This window comes from Microvirga calopogonii (genome assembly GCF_003347665.1).
Lineage (GTDB): Bacteria > Pseudomonadota > Alphaproteobacteria > Rhizobiales > Beijerinckiaceae > Microvirga > Microvirga calopogonii.
In genome coordinates, this window is record NZ_QDGA01000062.1 from 1 (window position 1) to 21,302 (window position 21,302).

General features: G+C 63.2%; 21 protein-coding genes. 9 read left to right on the plus strand and 12 right to left on the minus strand.

Annotation, left to right across the window (positions count from 1 at the left end; translation table 11 throughout):
- Positions 1 to 705: 705 nt before the first annotated feature.
- From DDF70_RS26225 to DDF70_RS26235, 3 genes are all read left to right on the plus strand, one after another.
- Positions 706 to 2,241, plus strand: a complete 1,536-nt coding sequence (locus DDF70_RS26225; protein WP_114947699.1) for a PAS domain-containing sensor histidine kinase — start codon at positions 706 to 708, stop codon at positions 2,239 to 2,241.
- Entirely contained in the window at positions 2,231 to 2,842 is a 612-nt protein-coding gene (fixJ, locus tag DDF70_RS26230) for a response regulator FixJ (protein ID WP_114947700.1), read from the plus strand. The genes DDF70_RS26225 and fixJ overlap by 11 nt, the downstream gene beginning before the upstream one ends.
- A gap of 111 nt (positions 2,843 to 2,953) precedes the next feature.
- The gene (locus tag DDF70_RS26235) at positions 2,954 to 3,322 is read left to right on the plus strand and encodes a response regulator transcription factor (protein WP_114947701.1); all 369 of its coding nucleotides are present in this window, start codon (positions 2,954 to 2,956) and stop codon (positions 3,320 to 3,322) included.
- 138 nt (positions 3,323 to 3,460) lie between these two features.
- On the opposite strand, the gene DDF70_RS26240 is transcribed toward DDF70_RS26235, so the two are convergent.
- The 12 genes from DDF70_RS26240 to DDF70_RS26295 form a co-directional block, all read right to left on the minus strand.
- The gene (locus DDF70_RS26240) at positions 3,461 to 4,147 is read right to left on the minus strand and encodes a helix-turn-helix domain-containing protein (RefSeq protein WP_114947724.1); all 687 of its coding nucleotides are present in this window, start codon (positions 4,145 to 4,147) and stop codon (positions 3,461 to 3,463) included.
- Between the two features lie 142 nt (positions 4,148 to 4,289).
- The gene (locus DDF70_RS26245) at positions 4,290 to 5,402 is read right to left on the minus strand and encodes a hypothetical protein (protein WP_114947702.1); all 1,113 of its coding nucleotides are present in this window, start codon (positions 5,400 to 5,402) and stop codon (positions 4,290 to 4,292) included.
- Positions 5,399 to 5,548 (minus strand): cbb3-type cytochrome oxidase assembly protein CcoS, encoded by a 150-nt coding sequence (gene ccoS / locus DDF70_RS26250; RefSeq protein ID WP_114947703.1) that lies wholly within the window; start codon positions 5,546 to 5,548, stop codon positions 5,399 to 5,401. The genes DDF70_RS26245 and ccoS overlap by 4 nt, the downstream gene beginning before the upstream one ends.
- Before the next feature lie 2 nt (positions 5,549 to 5,550).
- On the minus strand, positions 5,551 to 7,788 hold the full coding sequence (locus DDF70_RS26255) for a heavy metal translocating P-type ATPase (RefSeq protein ID WP_114947704.1): 2,238 nt from the start codon (positions 7,786 to 7,788) through the stop codon (positions 5,551 to 5,553).
- 12 nt (positions 7,789 to 7,800) lie between these two features.
- Entirely contained in the window at positions 7,801 to 8,298 is a 498-nt protein-coding gene (locus tag DDF70_RS26260; protein WP_114947705.1) for a FixH family protein, read from the minus strand.
- Positions 8,299 to 8,308: 10 nt separating this feature from the next.
- A complete protein-coding gene (ccoG, locus tag DDF70_RS26265) occupies positions 8,309 to 9,778 on the minus strand; it encodes a cytochrome c oxidase accessory protein CcoG (protein WP_114947706.1) in 1,470 nt (489 codons plus the stop codon).
- Positions 9,779 to 9,908: 130 nt separating this feature from the next.
- Positions 9,909 to 10,793 (minus strand): cytochrome-c oxidase, cbb3-type subunit III, encoded by an 885-nt coding sequence (ccoP, locus tag DDF70_RS26270; protein WP_114947707.1) that lies wholly within the window; start codon positions 10,791 to 10,793, stop codon positions 9,909 to 9,911.
- Between the two features lie 4 nt (positions 10,794 to 10,797).
- Positions 10,798 to 10,953: a cbb3-type cytochrome c oxidase subunit 3 gene (locus tag DDF70_RS26275; protein WP_114947708.1), complete on the minus strand. Its 156-nt coding sequence runs from the start codon at positions 10,951 to 10,953 to the stop codon at positions 10,798 to 10,800.
- 12 nt (positions 10,954 to 10,965) lie between these two features.
- Positions 10,966 to 11,700 (minus strand): cytochrome-c oxidase, cbb3-type subunit II, encoded by a 735-nt coding sequence (gene ccoO, locus DDF70_RS26280; protein WP_114947709.1) that lies wholly within the window; start codon positions 11,698 to 11,700, stop codon positions 10,966 to 10,968.
- An 11-nt stretch (positions 11,701 to 11,711) separates the two neighbouring features.
- Entirely contained in the window at positions 11,712 to 13,346 is a 1,635-nt protein-coding gene (gene ccoN, locus DDF70_RS26285; RefSeq protein WP_425374114.1) for a cytochrome-c oxidase, cbb3-type subunit I, read from the minus strand.
- Positions 13,347 to 13,495: 149 nt separating this feature from the next.
- Entirely contained in the window at positions 13,496 to 14,845 is a 1,350-nt protein-coding gene (gene hemN, locus DDF70_RS26290; protein ID WP_114947711.1) for an oxygen-independent coproporphyrinogen III oxidase, read from the minus strand.
- An 87-nt stretch (positions 14,846 to 14,932) separates the two neighbouring features.
- Positions 14,933 to 15,712, minus strand: a complete 780-nt coding sequence (locus DDF70_RS26295) for an IclR family transcriptional regulator (RefSeq protein WP_114947712.1) — start codon at positions 15,710 to 15,712, stop codon at positions 14,933 to 14,935.
- A gap of 176 nt (positions 15,713 to 15,888) precedes the next feature.
- Here DDF70_RS26295 and DDF70_RS26300 point away from each other — a divergent pair, with 176 nt between their 5' ends.
- From DDF70_RS26300 to pcaD, 6 genes are all read left to right on the plus strand, one after another.
- Positions 15,889 to 17,070 (plus strand): ABC transporter substrate-binding protein, encoded by a 1,182-nt coding sequence (locus tag DDF70_RS26300; protein WP_114947713.1) that lies wholly within the window; start codon positions 15,889 to 15,891, stop codon positions 17,068 to 17,070.
- 86 nt (positions 17,071 to 17,156) lie between these two features.
- Positions 17,157 to 18,020 carry a branched-chain amino acid ABC transporter permease gene (locus DDF70_RS26305; RefSeq protein WP_114947714.1) on the plus strand — a complete coding sequence of 288 codons (864 nt, stop codon included), beginning with the start codon at positions 17,157 to 17,159 and terminating at the stop codon, positions 18,018 to 18,020.
- 10 nt (positions 18,021 to 18,030) lie between these two features.
- Positions 18,031 to 19,035, plus strand: a complete 1,005-nt coding sequence (locus DDF70_RS26310; RefSeq protein ID WP_170316123.1) for a branched-chain amino acid ABC transporter permease — start codon at positions 18,031 to 18,033, stop codon at positions 19,033 to 19,035.
- A complete protein-coding gene (locus DDF70_RS26315; protein WP_114947715.1) occupies positions 19,032 to 19,796 on the plus strand; it encodes an ABC transporter ATP-binding protein in 765 nt (254 codons plus the stop codon). Before DDF70_RS26310 ends, DDF70_RS26315 begins: the two co-directional genes overlap by 4 nt.
- A complete protein-coding gene (locus DDF70_RS26320; RefSeq protein WP_114947716.1) occupies positions 19,777 to 20,493 on the plus strand; it encodes an ABC transporter ATP-binding protein in 717 nt (238 codons plus the stop codon). Before DDF70_RS26315 ends, DDF70_RS26320 begins: the two co-directional genes overlap by 20 nt.
- Positions 20,494 to 20,501: 8 nt before the next feature.
- Positions 20,502 to 21,296: a 3-oxoadipate enol-lactonase gene (pcaD, locus tag DDF70_RS26325; protein ID WP_114947717.1), complete on the plus strand. Its 795-nt coding sequence runs from the start codon at positions 20,502 to 20,504 to the stop codon at positions 21,294 to 21,296.
- Positions 21,297 to 21,302: the final 6 nt, after the last annotated feature.

The following is a 21,302-nucleotide window of genomic DNA, read 5'->3' on the forward strand; positions in this document are numbered from 1 at the left end:
CCGAAGGAGCGCCAGGCCTCGAAGGTCCAAGGCGGCCAGGCCCGAAGAACCCCGCCGCCGATGAGGCTGATGTAGTCGCTGGCCTCGGTCCTGTCAACAACCTTCCCGAAAGTTTTTCGAAGCTTTCGCGAGGATCGCTGGAGATGTTCCGCAGCCTCTCACCAGTAAAGGCCAAGCAAAACCGTTCGCAGAAACGTTGTCGCTTCTGCGCTCCCGTGCCGGAATGCTTGACTGCATCCCAGCCGTTGCTGGAAAGAACACCGCCAGAGGAGCCGAACACCGCGCCCGAAGAACCCTCGAACCGCCGACGCTCATGGCACAGGACCGGGGATACCCGCTCCGCACCCCGGACGAGCCCGCCGCCGGACCGGGCACCGGCCCGGACCTGGGACAAACCCCGCCCTGGTGGAAAACACCCCCGGCCAGACCCCGCTCACGCGACCAGGCCCCCCAGGGGAGGCGCCGATATAAACCCTCCCAAGCCAATTGCAAGAGGGTTCTAACGGAATGTCGGCGAAATCTGCGCCTGTTCCGAGTGCTTGGATTTTTGGAGACAGGATAGTGATATAGTTCGCGTTTCCGCCATTTCAACTGTGCGGCGGGGCGACGGCAGCCCACTTTAACGTCTTCATAGATTATGGTGTTTAGCCACTGGTGGCTCGGGGCCCTCGGTTGGTATGCTCCGCCCGTCACAGAGGGGTCTTCGTGTCGCAATCGGGTTCCATAGGCGGTCAGACCGTCGTCCATGAAGGCCATGCCGAGCGTCTCATCGACACCGTCACCGATACCGCGTTCATTCTGCTGGACGCGGATGGGGCAGTGAGCAGCTGGAGCCGCGGAGCGGAGCTCATTCTTGGTTGGAGCGCCGACGAGGTGATCGGGCGGTCCGCCGACATTCTTTACCCGCCGGATCACGGACAGGATGCGTTTCACCACGACCTTCAATCACTCCGCAAGACAGGGCACCTCCAAGCTCAGGGCCTTCGAGTGCGCAAGAGCGGCTCGACATTCATGGCGCAGGTCACGATGACTCGGATCGACAGCCAGGATGGCGGCCCTGCCGGAATTGCCATCATCGCGCGGGACGTCACCGAATGGATCATGGCCGAGGAGGCGCTGAGAACGAGAGAGGCACACCTCCGGTCAATTCTGGAGACCGTTCCGGATGCCATGGTGGTCATCGACGAGGAAGCGCGGATCCAATCCTTCAGCGCAACGGCCGTGCGTCTCTTCGGCTTCAAGCCGGACGAGGTCATCGGTGAGAACGTCAAGGTCCTCATGCCGTCACCGTACCGGGAACAGCATGACAACTATATGCTGCGCTATCGCACGACGGGGGAACGGCGGATCATCGGCGTCGGGCGCGTCGTCGTCGGGCAGCGCAAGGACGGGTCCACCTTTCCGATGGAGCTGGCGGTGGGCGAGATGCATTCCGGCGGCATCCGCTACTTCACCGGTTTCATCCGTGATCTGACCGAGCGCCAAAGGACGGAAACCCGCCTGCAGGAGCTTCAGTCCGAACTCGTTCACATGTCGCGCTTCACGGCCCTGGGAGAGATGGCCTCGACCCTCGCTCACGAGATCAACCAGCCGCTGACCGCCATCACCAATTATCTCAAGGGATGCCGGAGGATTCTGGAGCGGATGGAGGGCGACACCGTCCCCATGCTGCGGGATGCGGTGAACGAGGCGGGCGAGCAGGCGCTGCGGGCAGGACAGGTGATCCGCCATCTGCGCGAGTTCGTCGCGCGGGGCGAGAGCGAGCGCCATATCGAGAACTTGCCCAAGCTCATCGAGGAGGCAAGCGCTCTCTCCCTCGTGGGAGCGAAGGAGCAGGGCGTCCGGGTGGCCTTCGATTTCGATCCCGAAGCTCCCTTCGTTCTCGCCGACCGCATTCAGATTCAGCAGGTCCTGCTGAACTTGATCCGGAATGCTCTCGAGGCCATGCAGGAGACGGAGCGTCGCGAGCTCAAGGTGGCGACCCGCAGTTCGGACGAGGGCCATGTGGAGCTGAGCGTGGAAGATACCGGGCCCGGACTTGCTCCGGAGGTTGCAGCCCAGCTCTTCCAACCCTTCGTGACCACCAAGAAACACGGAATGGGCGTCGGCCTGTCGATCTGCCGCACGATCGTGGAGGCCCACGGTGGAAAGATCTGGGCGGATTCGAAGCAGGGCGAGGGAACGGCATTTCGCTTCACATTGAGGAAAGTCGGACGGGAGGAGATGGCCCATGCAGAGTGACGTTGCCGTGCATGTGGTTGACGATGACGTGGCTGTTCGCAAATCGTTGGCGTTTCTGCTGGCCTCGGAAGGATTGCCGGTCCGCCTGCACGAATCCGCGTCCGCCTTTCTCGATGGCGCACCTGGCATGGAGGCGGGCTGCATCGTCACGGATGTGCGCATGCCCGGCATCGACGGCATCGAACTGATCCGTCGTCTGAAAGCGCGCAGCATCACGCTTCCGGTGATCGTCATGACGGGACATGCGGATGTTCCCATGGCCGTCGAGGCCATGAAGGAGGGCGCGGTCGACTTCCTGGAGAAGCCGTTCGGGGACGAGGTGTTTCTCGCCGCCGTCCGATCCGCCCTGGACCGCCAGGAAAGGAACAGCCATCACGGATTGCAGATTGCCGAGATTCAGGGCCGGTTCGATGCTCTGTCGGAACGGGAGAGGCAGGTTCTCGACGGACTCGTGGCTGGCAAGGCCAACAAGGTCATTGCCTACGATCTTGGCATCAGCCCGCGGACCGTGGAAATCTATCGGGCAAACGTGATGGCCAAGATGCACGCCAAAAGCCTGTCGGAACTCGTCCGTCTCGCCCTCATGATAGAGGCCAGGTAGATCCTTAAGGAATATTCCTGAATAGGGGAGAAGCCGTGTTCGTGCATAATCCGCGAAACTGGCCGGTCGTCTCACCGTCGGCCGACGTCGAGGATTATACAGGCTTTTCGAATGTCTCAGCCCATGGGGCCGGTTATCGTGGTGGACGATGACGAAGCGGTCAGGAACTCGTTGAAGTTTGCCCTGGAGCTCGAGGGCCTGACCGTGCGCCTGTTCAAGGACGGGCCCGATCTCCTGTCATCGGGAGACCTCCCACAGAACGGGTGCTTCGTCATAGACTACAACATGCCGGGCATGACCGGGATCGAACTGGTCAACAGGTTGCGACTGCGCCGGGGTGATTGCCGTGCGATCCTCATCGCGTCCCAGGTCAGCGACGATCTTCATGATCGCGCCGCCCGATCGGGCTTTCGGATCGTCCTCGAGAAGCCTTTGCACGACAGCGAGCTGCTCGACAGCATTCACGCGGCCCTGGCCTGAGAGTTCCGCCGAAACGACGTGCGGATCCGGCACATTCCGGTTCCGGCTTCCTGTCAGTCTCTGGCAGAGCACGTTCGGCCCTGTCGTCACCGTGACGGCAGGGCTGCTGACGCTCATCCGGATCCGGATGAGCCTCCGTTACGCGTTCAGCCGCTCGAGAGCCGCCCGGTCCGTCAGCACCACATGGCGGGCTGAAGGCAGCTCGATGATGCCCCGCCGCTCCAGCTGCGTGAAGGAGCGGGAGACGGTTTCGATCGTCAGTCCAAGATGGTCCGCGATGTCCGTGCGCGACATGGGAAGGTCCACGGCGCTGTCGTCGGCGGTCCGCCCGGCCATGTCGAGCAGAAAGGTCGCAATCTTCTCCAAGGCCGATTTGCGGCCCAGGAGAAGCATGTGGTTCTGGGCCCGGACCAGGGATCGCATCATGCCCATCGTCATGTCGTGGGCGAGCTGGGCGTCCTTGCCGACCAGGGAGGCGAGGTGGGTGCGGCGATAGGCGACCACGACGCAATCGCCGACGGATTCGGCGCAGAACCGATACTCGTCGCCGGCTTCGATGCCGAAGATATCGCCTGCTAGATGAAAGGCGTCGATCTGGCGGCGTCCGTCGCTCATGAGCTTGGAGGTGCGCACCACACCCGAGAGAACCTTGTAGACGAAAGCGGCCCTGTCCCCCTCGGCGAAGATCTCCTCATCCTTGGCGAATGACTGGACGGAGCCGACGGTCGGGCTTGCGGCGCCGGCAAATTGACGGTGCGGCGGGACATTCAGATCCAACGGGAAAAGGGCCGAAGAAGCGGCTTGGGTGAGGAGCGCAGTCTGCATCGAACCCTCGTGAACTTTGGTATTGACGTTGCAGTTCATGGGTACAGCTGCAGAGGCTGGGCTAAAATTCAGGTCTGATACCTAAGGGGTTTTCCTTAGGCCGGTTGCCGGGCCCTCAAGATATCCCGGGCAATTGCGGAATCTAAGCGAGGGCGCCTGCTGCGAGGGTGCCCAGAACTGCCCCCGACAGCAGGGTTGCGTCATGAAGCCCGAGGAGCCAACGCGAGGCCGGGCTCGCTTGGTGGATCCGGAGCGTGGTTCCCAGCATGGTTAATGACCAACCGGAGCCGACCAGGGCCGCCGCTGCGGAGAAACCGGCGACGCTCCCTGAGAGCATGAAAGCCGCTGCTCCTGCTACCAGCAGGAGGAACCCGAACGTCGAGAGCGGGGTGGGCAGGGCCAGGCGCGGGAAGAACGCGAGGAGCACTGACGGAGCATACATGGCCATCACATGCCATGCCACGGCACCGACGACCGCTTCCGATGGCGCGCAGCCGATGACCGCCAGGGGAGTCGCCCCCATCACGGCCGTCATGGTGAACCATCCTGCGGTTCCGAGGGCCGTCGGCACGAGGATGCAACGCCATCCCTGCAGACCCTTCGCTCCTGCGCCTGCCCGGACACGCCGGTAGGGCAATGATGCGGTCGCAAAGAGTGAGGTCACGTGCGCGAGGGCGGCAGCGGCAGCCGTGCCCGCGAAGACCCGAGGTGATGCCAGCGACTCGGCCACGCTGGAGATCGTGGGGGCGGCGAGGCTCGCCAGGGTCGCGGCTCCAAAAACGATCAGAACGGCACCGGCTCCCTTGCCGCCCACAGGCACGGCGGCGTGGCGATAGAACAGGCTGAAGCCGCCTGCGATCCCGAGCCAGAATGCGCCGAGCACAAGGGCGTTGAAGTGCATCGAGACAAGCGCCCAGACGAGGACGAGGCCGCCGGCGGCACCGAGGCTGGCACCGAGGGAAAAAGCCGCCCGGCGGCCGAAAGAATCGAGGAGGAGCGAGGCGGGCAGGCTCGCAAGGGCGGCCCCCACGTAGAAGGCCGTATAGGGAAGAGTGGTCAGGCTCCGGCTCGGCGCGAGCGCCAATCCGGCCAGAGGCAGAATGCTGAGCGTCATGACCTGGGCCAGCACCGAGAGCGCAAACCCTGCCGCAAGCGGCACCGTGCCGCGATCATTCGTGGCGGCAGCATCGAGCGTACTCGGCTCGCAGATGCACTCGAGCTGACCGGCTCTCGGTACCGCCGTCGAGAAACTCATTTGCGTATGTCGTCGTCGGACAGAACGCGCACGGCCGCGCCCTGCACGTCGTCATACTGGCCGTTCTTCAACGACCACATGAAGGCTCCGAGACCGGTCAAGCCGAGCAGGAGAGCCATGGGAACGAGATAGATCAGCACTTCCATTGTCAGGCTCCTTGCGTGGCGGCAACGACGCGGGATCGCACCGTCTCGGACCGAGGTTCCGATGTGTGCCCGCGCGCCCGCAGGGCATTGAGCGTCACAAGAGTCGAGGAGCCCGACATGGCGAGCGCCGCGACGAGAGGCGTGACGAACCCCAGGAACGCCAGCGGGACCGCGATCAGGTTGTAGACCAGGGCAATTCCAAGGTTCTGCCGCATGAGACGGTGGGCCCGGCGCGCAATGTCGATCGTGTCCTGCACGGGTCTCAACCTGTCGCCGAGGAAGACGGCGTCGGCATGGGCCTGGGTGAGATCGGCGGCGCTGATGGGCGACAGCGACACATGCGCGGCCGCCAGCGCGGGCGCGTCGTTCAGTCCGTCGCCGACCATCAGCACCTTGCGGCCTTCGGCCTTAAGGGCCTCGAGCGCTTCGATCTTGCCGGCCGGATTGCAGCCACCGCGCCACAGAGCGATGCCGAGCGTAGCGGCGATGGGAGCCACGGCCTCCGGTCGGTCGCCCGAAAGGATGCGGCAATCGAAACCGCGCTCACGCAGGTTCTGCACGATAGCTTCTGCATCGGGACGCAAGGCTTGCCGCACCAGAAGAGCAGTCCGCTTTTCACCCCAGGAGAGGGCAATCACGGAGGCCATCGGATCGGTCGATGCGGCTTTGTCCGCGACATCTTCAGCGCCGCAGAAGGCCGGGCTGCCGAGGCGCATCTCCGTGCCGTTCACGACAGTGCGAACACCCTGGCCGGGCTCCTCGGTCACATCATCGTAGGGACGGCGATCATGCGCCATCTGCGCAACGGCGGCGGCCAGAGGATGATGGCTCGACAATGCCAGCCGGCTTGCAGCCTCCAGCAGACCAGGCTCCACATCGCCCGCATTGGTGACGCTCATCGTGGGGAGGGTCAGGGTCCCGGTCTTGTCGAACACGATGGTGTCCACCTTGGCCAGCCGCTCGAAAGCGTCGCCAGCATTGAGGAACACGCCGGCCCGGAACAGGGCGCCGGACGCGACAACCTGGACGACCGGAACCGCGAGGGCGAGCGCGCAGGGGCAGGTGATGATGAGCACCGCAATGGCGGTCAGGAGCGCGTCGTGAACGGAGGCGCCGGTCGCGATCCAGGTCAGGGCCGTGACGGCAGCGGCCGTGTGCACGACAGGCGCGTAGATTCTCGCCACCCGGTCTGCCAGCTGCACATAGCGGGATTTCGCCGCGGCTGCGTTCTCCAGCAGTCGCTCGACCTCGTCCAGCAGGGTCCCTTTCCCTGCTGCGGTGACCCGAAGGGTCAGGGTGCCATTGGCGTTCATGCTTCCCGCATAGACCTGACCGTCGACCCCGACGGAGCGGTGAGCGGTCTCGCCGGTGACGAGGCTCTCGTCGACATCCGAAGAGCCGGAGAGCACGATGCCGTCGACCGCAATGCGCTCACCCGGGCGGACGAGGACCCGGTCGCCGGCCTGCACGGCGGCGGTCGGCACCAGGACGACCTCGCCATTGTCGTCGATCCTGTGCGCGACCTCGGCCCTGAACGAGGCCAGATTGCTCGCGACGGCCCGGGTCTTCCTGCGCATGGCCTGGTCGAGATAGCGGCCGCAGAGAAGGAAAAACAACAGCATGACCACAGAGTCAAAATAGGTGTGCTCGGCGGAGTTGATCGTTTCGAACACGGATACGCTCAGGGCCAGCAGGATGCCGATGACGATCGGCACGTCCATGTTGGTGCGGCGGTTGCGGAGCGCGTGCATGGCGCTCTGAAAGAAGGGCTGCCCCGCATAGGCGACTGCCGGGAGGGCGATGAGAGCGGCGAGCCAATGGAAGAAGTCCCGGGTCTCGGGCGTGATGTCCGTCACGTTCCCGGACCAGACCGAGACGGCGAGCAGCATGATGTTCATGGAGGCGAAGCCCGCCACCGCCAGGCACTTCAGAAGCCATTGAGCGCGACGTGCTTCTTCTTCCTCCACCAGCTTGGCGCGAAAGGGGTGAGCCCGGTAGCCCAGGCGCTGCAACTCCTCGACAATCTGCTGCGGAGCAAGCGTCCCGTCGCGCCATTCCACGGCGAGCCGATGGTTCGTGTAGTTCAGCCGGGTGTCGACAATTCCTTCCAACCGACACAACCCGCCTTCGATCTCGTCGATGCAGGCGGCGCAGTCGATACCCTCGACGGCGAGGTCGAGATGAGCCGTTCCGTCGCCTTGGCGCGTGACATAGATGGAGAGATCGAGGGTTTCGGCCATGACGAGAAATCCTCAGAGCACAATGCGGCTCTTGGAGCGGAAGACGGCTTCTTCTCCGCGCTTCAGATCGATGACGAGATCCCATTGGCCTTCCGGCATGGGAGTAAGGCTTCTGAAGCGGCCCGGTGACTGCTCGACGAATTCCAGGGGTACGTCGCGTCGCTTGTCCGTCGGGTGGGCGAGGCGGATCTCCGTTGCAAGGCCGGTGAGAGCCTGCCCCTGGGCGTCGCGGGCCGTGATGACGATCCCCGGAGCTTCCCCATGCTGCAGTGCCGCCTCGACAGTCCAATGAAGTGCATCCTGGGCGTGGGCCGCCGCGATATCGTTTTTGAACGAAAGCCCAGCCTTGTAGGCGCTCTCCGTCTCGACGCCGCTGAAGCTCGAGACCGCGACGCGCACCATATAGAAGTTCACGGCGAAGATGACGCCGAAGAAGGACATGAAATAAAGGAGAACCGTGCGTCCTGTAATGGGGCGGGGCGAGCGTCCCGCGGTTGCTTTCGTGGACATGGAACTATCCTTAGGGAGCTTTGAAATGATCACTCGTGCTGACGGTGTTGCCGGTGGCGAGATCGGTCAGAACAAACCTGAGCGCCGTCGAATCCTCGGTCGGAGAGGCGCTGTCCGTCACCAGCACGCGCGCTTCCAGGGTCTGGTCCGGCCCGACGGTGACGATGGATCGGCCCTGCTGATCGACTTCTCCGCCGACCACGTCGATCCTGGCTCCGCGCAGCCCTTCGACGGAGAGCACGTAACGACGCTCGTCCAGGTCCTTGTTGGCGACGCGGATGGTGAAGCCGTTGCGGATCGATCCGTCCGAGAGGCGCACGAAGAGCGGATTACGATCGTGCATGACGCTCAAATACAGGCTCTGGCGCAGGGCGAGAGAGGCAATCATCACCGAGCCGACGAGAGCGATGATGCCAGCGTAGAAGAGGGTGCGTGGCCGCACGATACGGCGCACCTCAGGCCGGCCCTCGATCCGGGCCTGGACGTTCATGTCGGTATCGTAGGCGATCAGGCCCTTCGGGCGGCCGATCTTGCCCATGACATTGTCGCAGGCGTCCATGCACAGGCCGCACTGGATGCAATCGAGCTGCAGGCCCTTGCGGATATCGACGCCCGTGGGGCACACGGCGACGCACTGATCGCAATCGATGCAGTCCCCCGCGGGCAGGCCCTGCAGCCTCAGCGCCTCGTTCTTCTTCATCGAACCGCGCGGCTCGCCACGGTCGTACCGATAGGTGACGTTGAGCGCATACTCGTCCGTCAGCGCGGCCTGGATCCGCGGCCAGGGGCACATATAGGTGCAGACCTGTTCGCGCATGAAGCCGGCGAGGGTATAGGTCGTGAAGGTGAGGATACCGATCCAGAGGTAGGCGACGAACGGGGCCTGGAATGTCGCCAGATCATGGACCAGCGTCGGCGCATCGGCGAAATAGAGTACCCAGGCGCCGCCGGTCCACCAGGCGATCATGAGCCAGATGAAGTGCTTCAACGACTTACGACCCGTGACTTGAAGGGTGAGCTTGTCCTTGTCATGGCGCATCCTCTCGCGCCGATCACCCTCGATGAAGCGTTCCACCGCGTAGAACAAGTCGGTCCAGACCGTCTGAGGGCAAAGATAGCCGCACCAGATCCGGCCCGCGACCGCGTTCATGAGGAAGAGGGTGAGGGCCGCCAGCACGAGCAGGCCGGTGATGTAATAGACTTCCTGCGGCCAAATCTCGATGAAGAAGAAATAGAAGCGGCTGTTGGCGAGATCGACCAGGATGGCCTGGTCCGGCGCATTGGGGCCGCGATCCCAGCGGATGAAGGGCAGAAAGTAATAGATGCCGAGCGTCACGGCGAGCACGATCCACTTGATCGTACGATAGCGCCCGTTCACGGCCCGAGGATAGATCTGCTTGCGGGGAGCATAGAGCGGCGCGTCTTCAGCCGGTGCCGAAGTTGAAGCTCCGAGAGAATGGGGAAGAGGGGCGTCGGCCATCGAATCCGTCGGTTCGTCTCAATCAGGTATGACGATGGAATACGATGAGGCCGGTCGATTTGCCTTGATCCATATCAAGCAAAAGGCCGGAGGTCTCCCCCGGCCTTTCATCGCTTGGCGTTCGAACTCCTCAAGGCCGCTGATCGCCGCCCAGGGAGTGGACATAGAGGGTCAGAGACTTGATGGTCGTGTCGTCCAGGCGCCCGTGCCATGTCGGCATGACGCCGCCACGCCCGTTCATCAGGCCTTCCACGATGGTCGCCTTGTCCGAACCGAAGAGCCAGATCTTGTCCGTCAGGTTGGGAGCCCCAAGGTCCTGGTTGCCTAGGCCCTTTTCGCCATGGCAGGCGGCGCAATTGTCGGCGAAGACCTTGGCGCCGACCGTGAGATCGGCCCCTTTGTCCGTGGGAAGGCCCGAAAGGGAGCGGACATAATCCGCTGCCTGCAGGATCTCCTCACGCTTGAGCATTCCGTCGCGACCGAACGCCGGCATGGAGCCTGAATGGCCCTGGTCGTTCGTGGAGCGGGCGCCAAAACGAATGGTCTGCTCGATTTTGGCAAGCGAACCGCCCCAGAGCCAATCGTCGTCGTTCAGGTTCGGATACCCTTTGGCGCCGGCGCCGCCGGCACCGTGGCACGGGGCGCAGTTGTCGCCGAAGGCGGCCTTGCCCTGCGCTCGCGCAAAGGCGAACATCTCGGGGTTCTGCCTGATCTCTTCCAGAGAGCTGCCGGCGAGTTTGGCCGTCATGCCGGAGCGCTGCTGCTTGAGTGTATCGAGATCGGCCACCACCGCATCGCGCGACTGCCAGCCCAGAACGCCCTTGGTATAGGACGAGACCATCGGCCAGGCAGGATAGGCGATGCAATAGGCTATTGCCCAGGCGATGCTGGCATAGAAGGTCCACAGCCACCAGCGCGGCAGCGGGTTGTTGAGTTCCTGGATGTCGTCCCAGCTGTGCCCGGTGGTGGTGACGCCGGTAACGGCGTCGACCTTTTCGTGATTGTCATGGGCCATGGGATCAATCCTCCTGGAGAGGCATGCGGGCGGCCGCGTCGAAGCGATCCTTCCGCGAAGGAGCAAGGGCATAGATCAACATCGCCAGGAAGACGACGACGAAGTAGAGCAGCCCCCAGGTCTGGGCGAATTCGGCGAAGAATTTATAGGCGGCTGGCATGGTTTTCGGTCCTCAGCGCACGTTGGCCTTGTTGTCGTAAAGCTTGAAATCGACCTGGGTGCCCAGCATCTGCAGATAAGCGATCAATGCATCGGCTTCCGTGACCTTCTGCGGGTTGCCATCGAAAGATCTCGACTGGGCGTTCGGATAGCGCTTGGCGAGATCGACGGCATTCGGATCGTCGGCTGCGGCCTGGATGCGGATGTCGCTCTCGGCGTGCTTCACCATCTCCTCGGTATAGGGAACGCCGAGGGTCGCCTGCACCTGCAGATCCTGCGCGATGGTCGACGTGTCGAGCTCGGTCCTCTCGAGCCAGGAATAGCCAGGCATGATCGATCCCGGCACGACCGCGCGTGGATCCTTCAGGTGATCCCTGTGCCAGTCGTCGGAATACTTGTTGCCGACGCGGGCGAGATCGGGCCCCGTGCGCTTGGAGCCCCACTGGAAAGGCCGGTCGTACATGCTCTCGGCGGCCAGCGAGTAATGGCCATAGCGCTCGACCTCGTCCCGCAGGGGACGGATCATCTGGCTGTGGCAGTTGTAGCAGCCCTCGCGCACGTAGATGTTGCGGCCGGCGAGTTCGAGCGGCGTGTAGGGCCTGACGCCTTCCACCTTCTCGATGGTGCTCTTCAGGTAGAAGAGCGGCACGATCTCCACCAGGCCGCCGATGGATATGACGATCAGCACGCCGATGATGAGGATGATCGAGTTGGTCTCGAAGATCTTGTGACGGGACCAGAATGACATGATCGTTTCCTTTACTCCGCGGCGATGAGCGCGGGCTGCATGGCCCCAGGGGCTTCCTCGGCCGCCTCTCCGACCGTGATCGTCTTCCAGACGTTCCAGGCCATGATCAGGCTGCCGGCCACGAAGAACGCACCGCCGAGCGCACGGATGACATAGAAGGGATTCATCGCCTCGACGGTCTCGATGAAGGAGTATTCGAGGAAGCCGAGGCTGGTATAGGCGCGCCACATGAGACCCTGGAGGATGCCTGCGACCCACATCGACGAGATGTAGAGGACGATGCCCAGGGTGGAGATCCAGAAGTGCCAGGATACGGCCTTCACGGAGTAGAGCGACTTCTTGTTCCAGAGCCACGGCACGAGGCAGTAGATCGCCCCGAAGGAAATATAGGCGACCCAGCCGAGGGCTCCGGCATGAACGTGGCCAATGGTCCAGTCGGTGTAGTGCGACAGGGAATTCACGGCCTTCACGGACATAAGCGGGCCTTCGAAGGTCGCCATACCGTAGAAGGCGACCGACACGACCATGAGGCGCAGAACCGGATCTGTGCGGAGCTTGTCCCAGGCCCCAGAAAGAGTCATCAGGCCGTTGATCATGCCGCCCCAGGAGGGCATCCACAGCATGACCGAGAACACCATGCCGAGGGTCTGCGCCCAGTCGGGCAGGGCGGTGTAGTGCAGGTGGTGAGGACCTGCCCAGATATACATGAAGATCAGCGACCAGAAGTGGATGATGGACAGGCGGTAGGAATAGACCGGCCGCTCGGCCCGCTTCGGGATGAAGTAGTACATGATGGCGAGGAAGCCCGCGGTAAGGAAGAAGCCGACCGCGTTGTGGCCGTACCACCACTGCACGAGGGCATCCTGCACGCCCGACCACACGATGTAGCTCTTGGGTGAGAAGATCGACACGGGGATCGACGCGTTGTTGCCGAGATGCAGGACCGCAATGGTCAGGATGAAGGCGAGATAAAACCAGTTCGCCACATAGATGTGCGGCTCCTTGCGGCGCATGATCGTGCCGAGGAAGACCAGGAAGTACGTCACCCACACGATGGTCAGGAAGAGGTCGGCATACCATTCGGGCTCGGCATATTCCTTGCCCTGGGTGATGCCGAGCAGGTAGCCCGTGCCGGCGATGACGATGAAGAAGTTGTAGCCCAGCACCACGAACCAGGGCGCGATGTCCCCGGCCAGCCGGGCGCGGCAGGTGCGCTGCACGACGTAGAACGAGCTCGCGATGAGAACGTTGCCGCCGAAAGCGAAGATCACCGCCGAGGTGTGCAGCGGACGCATCCGGCCGAAGGACAACCACGCAGTGTCGAAGTTGAGCGCCGGAAAGGCGAGCTGGAGGGCGATCAGCAGGCCGATGGTGAAACCGGCGATGCCCCAGAAGATCGAGGCGATCGTTCCGAACTTCACGGGATCCATGTTGTAGTTCGGCTTGCCGCCGATGGTCAGAGCGGGAAGTTGAGCAGGGCGCTCGTAGTACCGGTTCACGATGGCGAACACGGCAGCCACGCTGGCGGCTGCGAAGAGATAGGCGTGGAAGGCGTATTCGGGCGTATAGGCCTTCGCCGCGATGATGATGCTGAGGAATGCCAGTCCGGCGAAGGCGAGGGCCGAACCCATCTCGCCGAATGTCATGCCCTTCGAGGGAGCTACCGCTTGAGCCATAGGCTTCAACCTTTTGAGAAATCCGGCGATGCGGTGAGCTTCGCCGTCAGCAGATTCGTTTACGTGTCGCGACGGGAAGGGGCATTGATGCAGATCAAACGCCCCTGTCGGCCCGACCGTCACAAGGCGCGGGAGTGCCGCTGGGCGCCGCTTTCGAGATAGCGGTCGAAGACGGCACAGACGTTCCGGACCAGGGCGCGTCCCTCATCCGGGATCGTCAATGTCAGGCCTTCGCGAACGACGAGGCCATCCCGCGCCAGATCATCGATGACGTCGATTTCAGGACTGAAATCATCGGCATTCGATTGAAATTCGGAAGCCATCTCATCGAGATCGACCGAGAAGTCGCACATCAGGCGTTCGATGACCGCGCGGCGGAGGCGATCGTCATCCGAGAGGGCGACGCCGCGCACGATGGGAAGGTGGCCTTTCATAACGGCCTCGCGATAGGCGACCGTCGTCGGCGCGTTCTGGATGTAGCCTTGGGGCAGGGAGCCGATGGCCGATGTGCCGAAACCGATCAGCGCCGTCGCCTCGTCCGTGGTGTAGCCCTGGAAGTTGCGACGAAGCCGTCCGTCCTTCTGGCGCACGGCCATGGGGTCGTCGGGCTTGGCGAAATGGTCGAGGCCGATCTGGACATTTCCCGCGCCGATAAAGGCCTCGGCCGCAGCCTCGCGCTGTTCCACACGAGCGACGGCATCGGGAAGGGACGCCTCGGGCAGGAGAGCCTGATGGCGCTTCATCCACGGCACATGGGCGTAACCGAAGAGCGCGATCCGGTCAGGATCGAGCTTCAGGGCGAGGTCCACGGAGCGCTTCACGGTCTCGACGCTCTGGTACGGCAGGCCATACATCAGGTCGAGATTCAGGCCGCTCACGCCCGCCTCCCTGAGCCAGGAAGCGACCCGCGCCGTCTGGTCGAAGGACTGAACCCGCCTGATGGTCTCCTGGACCTTGGGGTCGAAATCCTGGACGCCCAGGCTCGCCCGGGTGAGGCCGGATGCGGCAAGGGCCTTCACATGCTCAAGGGTGATGGTCCTCGGATCGATTTCGACCGCGATCTCGGCCTCCGGGCGGATCGTGAAGGCTTCACCGAGATGACGCGAGATCCGCTGAAGATCGGCCGGGGACAGAATGGTCGGCGTGCCGCCGCCCCAATGGACATGGGAGACGGCCATGCGTCCGGGCAGGTGGCGCGCCACCAGATCGATTTCGCGCTCCAGGAAATCCAGATACGCGGCGACGGCCTTGTAGCTCCGGGTCACGGCCGTGTTGCACCCGCAATAGAGGCAGAGCTCAGCGCAGAACGGCACGTGCAGATAGAGCGACACAGGCCTGTCCGGCGCCAGTGCGGCCAACCAGGACGCATAGGTTTCGGCCGTGACGTCCGGTTTGAAATGAGGGGCGGTCGGATAGCTCGTGTAGCGTGGGACACGCTGATCGTAGCGGGCAATGAGTTCTGGTGTCATGCCGGGAGCTTGGCATGACGGCACAGTCAGGGGCCTTGATCTGAATCAAAGGCCCTTGCTGCCCGGGAACGTGCCCGCTCCTTACGCCTAGAGCATGTATCGAAGGGACTCGCTCGCCGCCATCAGGGAGGGCAGGAAGCGTTCCCGCATCTCGTCTGCCGAGACGCGTCCCGCCTGGGCGCTGAGATTGAGGGCGATCATCACCTCTCCGTTCTTCTGGATCACCGGTACGGCGATGGAGCGCAGGCCGAATTCCAGCTCCTCGTTCACGATGGCGAAGCCCTGGTCGCGTGTCGCCTTCAGGACGTTGCGCAGCTCCGCCTTGTCAGTGATGGTTTTCGGCGTCCTCGCCTCGAGGCGCACTCGCCGGAGATAGGCGTCGACCGCGTCCTCGGACCGGTAAGCCAGGATCGCCCGCCCCAGGGATGTGCAATAGACCGGGAGACGGCTTCCGACGCCGAGGCCGATCGACATGATCCGACGGGTGGCCGAACGGGCGATGTAGACGATATCGTCGCCGTCGAGGATCGCCGCCGAGCTCGATTCGCCCGTCGCTTCCGAAATCTGTTCCAGATAGGGCTGCACCCGGGTCGAGAGCGAGGCGGACGAGAGATAGGCATAGCCGAGCCTGAGGATGCGGGGGCTCAGGGAGAAGTACCGTCCGTCGAAATCCGCATAGTTGAGCTTGGTGAGCGTCAGAAGATAGCGGCGTGCGGCCGCGCGCGTGATGCCGGTCAGCTTCGCCACATCGGACAGGGTCAGCCGCGGGCGGCCGGCATCGAACGCCTCGATGACGAGAAGGCCCTTTTCGAGACTTGCCACGAAGTCCCGATCGCTGCCTTGCTCCTCGATGTCGCCGCCCTGCATCTCAGTCTCCGAAGGAGTATGGTGAACTTTGGTAGCCTTGACTCTGCCCCTGCAAACCGTACTACATGTGCGATATAGCTTTCAATGTTCGTAATGCGCACAACTCGCTAGACGATAGGATGAGAAAACCGCGATCCGGCGAAATGAGATCGAGGCAGCTCAGAGGGAGGAATGGAATGAAGGTTTCAAAAAAGGTTCTCGGCGCTGCGGTCGGCGCCCTGCTGGCAGGTACGGTCTCGGCTTATGCCGACACGATCAAAGTTGGGATCATCGGTCCGTTTTCCGGTCCGTTCGCGTTGCAGGGCAAGAATTTCCAGGCGGGTGTCGAGGCCTACATGGCCCTGAACGGGAAATCGGTGAAAGGTCACGACATCGAGGTGATCTACCGCGACCTTCCGGCTGCAAACCCCGCACAATCGCGCGCTCTGGCGCAGGAACTGGTGGTGAAGGACAAGGTGCAGTATCTCGGCGGCGTCTACTTCACGCCGGATGCCATGGCCATCACGCCCCTGCTCAAGCAGGCGAACGTGCCGCTCGTGATCTTCAATGCCGCGACCTCCGCCATCATGACGCAGTCACCGCTCGTGGTGCGGACGTCCTTCACGACGGCGCAAACGACCACGCCTCTCGGCAAGATCGCCGTCGAGCGGGGCGTGAAGAAGGTCATCTCCGCCGTAAGCGACTATGGTCCGGGCGTCGATGCGGAAGTGGCTTTCAAGAAAGCCTTCGAGGCAGCCGGTGGCCAAGTGGTCGAAGCCATTCGCATGCCGCTGAACACCAACGATTTCAGCCCGATCATGCAGCGCGTCCGGGATTCCGGCGCCGAGGCGGTCTTCGCCTTCCTTCCGTCCGGTCCGACAACCCTCGGCTTCGTGAAGGCCTACAATGAAACCGGCTTGAAGCAGGCGGGGATCAAGTTCTTCGCGCCCGGCGATCTGACGCAGGAATCCGACCTGCCGGCCCTTGGCGACGGCGCACTCGGTCTCCTCACCACGTTCCATTATGCCGTGTCGCACGACTCGCCGGAGAACAAGAAATTCGTGGAAGCGGCGAACAAGGCCGTCGGCGGTGCCGATCAGCTCTCGTTCCCGTCGGTCGGTGCCTATGACGGCATGCACGTGATCTACAAGATGATCGAGGCAACGGACGGCAAGCAGGATGCCCAGAAGGCCGTGGACGCCGTGAAGGGCCTGTCCTGGACGAGCCCGCGCGGGCCCGTCAGCATCGACGCGGAAACGCGCCACATCACGGAAAACATCTATCTGCGCGAGGTCGCCAAAGGCGCGGACGGCAAGACCTACAACAAGGAAATCCAGACCTTTCCGAACCAGAAGGATCCGGGCCTCCCGACGCAGTAAGCGGAAGGCATCGACAATCGTAAGGACGCGGCCATCCGACGCCGCGTCCTCTCATCGGCAGGAAAGACAAGCGCCCGGGACCGTTCATGCAGACCATCCTCAGCATTGCGATCGACGCCTTTGCTTACGGCATGGCTCTTTTCATCATCTGCATCGGCCTGTCGCTCACGATGGGGCTGATGCGGGTGGTGAACCTGGCGCATGGCGCCTTCGCGATGATCGCCGGATACATCGCCTCCTATGCGGCGCGTGATCTCGGGCTCGGATATGCGGTTGCCATCTTCTTGGCGATCATCGGCACCGTCATCATCTCCATTCCGCTGGAGCGTCTTCTCTACCGCCGGGTCTACGGGAGCTCCGAACTCACCCAGGTGCTGATGACCATCGGCATTACGTTCTGCATCATCGGCATCACGAATTACTTCTTCGGTCCGACTCTGAAGACCATTCCGCTTCCCGGCAGCCTGAGCCAGCCCGTGGATGTGGGGATCCGGACGATCGCCGGGCATCGGCTCTTCGTCATGGCCTGCGGCGTCATCGTGGCCGGCGGTCTGTGGTACCTGATCGAGAAAACCGACTTCGGCATCAAGCTGCGGGCGACTGTCGACAATGCAGCCATGGCCGACGCGCTCGGCGTGCGCACCCCGGCGATCTATGCCATCAGCTTCGCGATCGCCATCGGCCTTGCTGCCCTGGGCGGCGTGGTCGGCGCCGAGTTCCTGCCCATCGAACCCTATTACGCGCTCCGCTACATGGTGACGTTTCTCGTCGTGGTATCCGTCGGGGGGGCAGGGTCGATACCCGGTGCCGTAGTGGCCTGCCTCCTGCTCGGTGCCGTCGATACCACGGGTCGCTACCTGATGCCCGAATTCGGCAACTTCTTCTTCTATGCCGCAGTCATCGCCATCGTCTGCGTGTTCCCGCGCGGCTTCTTCGGAAGGGCTCAGTAACGTGCAGGTCATTGCTCAAACAGAGAGAGCTGCAGCGGCTCCTGCGGTGGGAGGTCGATGGCTGCGGGACGTGGCCGGCGTGATCCTCATCGTTGCCGCCGGCCTTGCCGGGTACTGGCTGTTCCCCGACAACCTCGCGCTCCTGACCCGTGTCATTGCGGTGGCGCTTCTCGTCCTCTCTCTTGATCTGATCACCGGTTATTGCGGCGTGGCCTCGCTTGGACAGGCATCTCTTTTCGGAGCCGGTGCCTATGCGGCCGGGATCGCCTGCGTGAACGGTGTCACCGAGCCTCTGACACTCATCGCCATCGGGGCTGTGGCTGGGGCGATGGCGGGACTTCTCATGGGCACGATCATGCTGCGCGCCCACGGCCTTGCCCAGCTTGTTCTTTCCATCGCCATCGTCCAGCTTTTCCACGAGGCCGCCAACAAGGCATCCGCCTATACGGGCGGCAGCGATGGGCTCGCGGGCCTGATGGTAAGTCCGCTCTTCGGGGTGTTCGAGTTCGATCTCTGGGGGCGGACGGCCTATCTCTTCGGGCTCGCCTTGCTGGTCGTCGTGTTCGTCGCCCTGAAGTTCATCGTCTCGTCGCCGTTCGGCATGCTGTGCCGGGGCATCAGGCAGGATCCGGTCCGTATCCGCGCCATGGGCTCTTACGTGTTTCCGGTGCTGTTGAAGATGTTCGTGATCTCGGGAGCGGTGGCCGGGACGGGCGGCGCGCTGGCAGCAATCTCCACCCAGGTGGTCGGCCTCGACAGCGTCAGCTTCGAGCTGTCCGCCAATGCCCTCGTCATGCTGGTGCTCGGCGGTCTCGGCACGCTTTACGGGGCGCTTGTGGGAACCGTCATCTTCATGGGTTTCGAGCACATCGTCTCGGCCATCAATCCCTTCCACTGGATGACGATGGTCGGTGCCTTGCTGATTGCCGTCGTGCTCGTGGCACCCGGTGGTCTGAGCGGCCTCTCAGAAAGGATCTTCCAGAACGGCAAGCGCATGAAAGGAGGTCGAGCATGAGCGACCTCTTCCGTGTCGAAGGCCTGACCAAGAATTTCGGCGGTCTCGCCGTCAGCAGGAACATCTCGCTGTCGATGCCGGCGGGCGAGCGGCTTGCCCTCATCGGGCCGAACGGCGCCGGAAAGACCACCCTGGTCAATTTGGTGACAGGCCAGCTCCGTCCGAGCGCGGGGCGTGTCGTTCTCAGTGGCGAGGACGTCACCGCTCTCGGCGCCGTGCAGCGGGTTCGCAAGGGGCTGGTTCGCACCTTCCAGGTCACGCGCTTGTTCTCGCAGATGACCCCGGAGGAACATGTGACGCTGACCGTGCTGCAGCGTGAGGGTAAGGCCGCACGGATCCTGAGCAGGTTCACCGGAAATTCCGAGGTGGCAGGAGAGGTCGAGAGCATTCTCTCGACCCTCGGCTTGCTGGATGTGGCCCGGCGGAAAGTCGGCGAGATCGCCTATGGCCAGCAGCGCCTTTTGGAAATCGCGATCGCATTGGCGCTTCGGCCGAAGGTTCTGCTTCTCGACGAGCCTGCGGCCGGTGTGCCGTCCAGCGATACGCCGAGGATCGAACAGGCGTTGGAGCGCCTGCCGCCGAGCCTGGCCGTGCTGATGATCGAGCACGACATGGATCTCGTCTTCCGCTTCGCCAAGCGGGTCGTCGTGCTGGCGGCGGGCGAGATCATCTTCGAAGGGCTGCCTTCGGAAGTCGCGGCCAACGAAAAGGTCCGTGAGGCCTATCTGGGGAACTATGCCCATGCCCGCAGCGTCGCTTGAAGTTCGCGGATTGAGTGCGGGCTACGGCCCGACAATCGTCCTCGAGGACGTGTCGTTCTCCGTGCCGTCCGGCGCGCGCCTGTCGATCCTGGGACGGAACGGGATGGGCAAGACGACCCTGTTGTCCACCCTGATGGGCCTGAACCGGCGCTACGGGGGCGAGATCCTGATCGGCGGCGCCGACGTCACGCCTCTCAGGAGCTCCGAGCGGGCGCGCAGGGGCATCGGACTCGTTCCGCAGACGCGCGACATCTTCCGCTCGCTGACCGTCGAGGAGAACCTGATCGTCGGTGTGAAAGACAGGCCGCGTAGTGTCATCCAGGAAGCCTACGACATGTTCCCGCGTCTCCACGAGCGGCGTAACAATCTCGGCTGGCAATTGTCCGGGGGCGAGCAGCAGATGCTCTCGACGGCGCGAACCATCCTGGGCCGCCCCTCCGTCCTGCTCCTCGATGAGCCGCTGGAAGGATTGGCGCCCGTGATCTGCGAGGAACTCATGGCAGCCTTCACGCGGCTCGCCTCCAGCGGCGAGATGACGATCCTGCTTGTCGAACAGCGCCTGGAAAGCGCACTCGATTTCGCGGAATCCGTCCTGATCCTGGAGCGCGGGCGGATCGCCTGGCGCGGAACGAGCGAAGCTCTGCGGGCAGACCAGGGACTGGTCGAGCATTACATCGGCGTCGGTTCCCTGCATTGAGGTGAGGCATGGCATTTACACGCGTCAACGGGATCGTTCTCCACCATCAGGTGCTCGGGCAGACCGGTGGGCCGACGCTCGTCTTCATCAACTCGCTCGGAAGCGATTTCCGCCTCTGGCAGGAGGTGGTCCCCGCCTTCACGGATCGGTTTCGTGTCGTTCTCTATGACAAGCGCGGGCACGGTCTCTCGGATGCGCCGCCCGCACCCTATACGATCGACGATCATACGGACGATCTGGTGGCGCTTCTCGATCGCCTCGACGTCGAGCGGGCAGCCTTCGTCGGCCTGTCGGTCGGAGGAATGATCGCACAGCGCTTGGCGGTAAGATCTCCCGAACGCACACAGGCTCTCACGCTCTGCTGCACGGCCGCGAAAATCGGAACGCCGGAACTCTGGGCCGAGCGCATCGCCGCGGTTGAGAGGGGCGGGATCGAGCCGATCACGGACAACATCCTGCAGCGTTGGTTCACGCCTCTGTTTCGTGAAACCCGATCCGATGATGTCGCAGGCTGGCGCAACATGCTGGTTCGCACGCCGGCCCACGGTTACGCCGGAACCTGCGCGGCGATCCGCGATGCGGATCTGAGGCCTGATGCCGGCCGAATCGAGGTTCCGACCCTGTGTGTCGCGGGCGATCAGGACGGTTCGACCCCTGCGGATGTGGTCAAGGGCACGGCCGATCTCATTCCCGGTGCACGTTTCGCGCTGATCGACGGTGCAGGCCACATTCCCTGCATCGAGAAGCCTGCCGTGCTGTCGAACCTCATCAACCGGCATCTCCAGGAGGCGGGACTTGTCTGAGAACGA

Coding starts and splice junctions, on each gene's coding strand:
- DDF70_RS26300 (WP_114947713.1), top strand. CDS start 15,889: ATGAAGGTTTCAAAAAAGGTTCTCGGCGCTGCGGTCGGCGCCCTGCTG.
- DDF70_RS26315 (WP_114947715.1), top strand. CDS start 19,032: ATGAGCGACCTCTTCCGTGTCGAAGGCCTGACCAAGAATTTCGGCGGT.
- pcaD (WP_114947717.1), top strand. CDS start 20,502: ATGGCATTTACACGCGTCAACGGGATCGTTCTCCACCATCAGGTGCTC.
- DDF70_RS26255 (WP_114947704.1), bottom strand. CDS start 7,788: ATGGCCGAAACCCTCGATCTCTCCATCTATGTCACGCGCCAAGGCGAC.
- hemN (WP_114947711.1), bottom strand. CDS start 14,845: ATGACACCAGAACTCATTGCCCGCTACGATCAGCGTGTCCCACGCTAC.
- ccoG (WP_114947706.1), bottom strand. CDS start 9,778: ATGGCCGACGCCCCTCTTCCCCATTCTCTCGGAGCTTCAACTTCGGCA.
- ccoO (WP_114947709.1), bottom strand. CDS start 11,700: ATGTCATTCTGGTCCCGTCACAAGATCTTCGAGACCAACTCGATCATC.
- DDF70_RS26275 (WP_114947708.1), bottom strand. CDS start 10,953: ATGCCAGCCGCCTATAAATTCTTCGCCGAATTCGCCCAGACCTGGGGG.
- ccoS (WP_114947703.1), bottom strand. CDS start 5,548: ATGGAAGTGCTGATCTATCTCGTTCCCATGGCTCTCCTGCTCGGCTTG.
- ccoP (WP_114947707.1), bottom strand. CDS start 10,793: ATGGCCCATGACAATCACGAAAAGGTCGACGCCGTTACCGGCGTCACC.
- fixJ (WP_114947700.1), top strand. CDS start 2,231: ATGCAGAGTGACGTTGCCGTGCATGTGGTTGACGATGACGTGGCTGTT.
- ccoN (WP_425374114.1), bottom strand. CDS start 13,346: ATGACATTCGGCGAGATGGGTTCGGCCCTCGCCTTCGCCGGACTGGCA.
- DDF70_RS26260 (WP_114947705.1), bottom strand. CDS start 8,298: ATGTCCACGAAAGCAACCGCGGGACGCTCGCCCCGCCCCATTACAGGA.
- DDF70_RS26320 (WP_114947716.1), top strand. CDS start 19,777: ATGCCCGCAGCGTCGCTTGAAGTTCGCGGATTGAGTGCGGGCTACGGC.
- DDF70_RS26240 (WP_114947724.1), bottom strand. CDS start 4,147: ATGCAGACTGCGCTCCTCACCCAAGCCGCTTCTTCGGCCCTTTTCCCG.
- DDF70_RS26245 (WP_114947702.1), bottom strand. CDS start 5,402: ATGAGTTTCTCGACGGCGGTACCGAGAGCCGGTCAGCTCGAGTGCATC.
- DDF70_RS26305 (WP_114947714.1), top strand. CDS start 17,157: ATGCAGACCATCCTCAGCATTGCGATCGACGCCTTTGCTTACGGCATG.
- DDF70_RS26235 (WP_114947701.1), top strand. CDS start 2,954: ATGTCTCAGCCCATGGGGCCGGTTATCGTGGTGGACGATGACGAAGCG.
- DDF70_RS26295 (WP_114947712.1), bottom strand. CDS start 15,712: ATGCAGGGCGGCGACATCGAGGAGCAAGGCAGCGATCGGGACTTCGTG.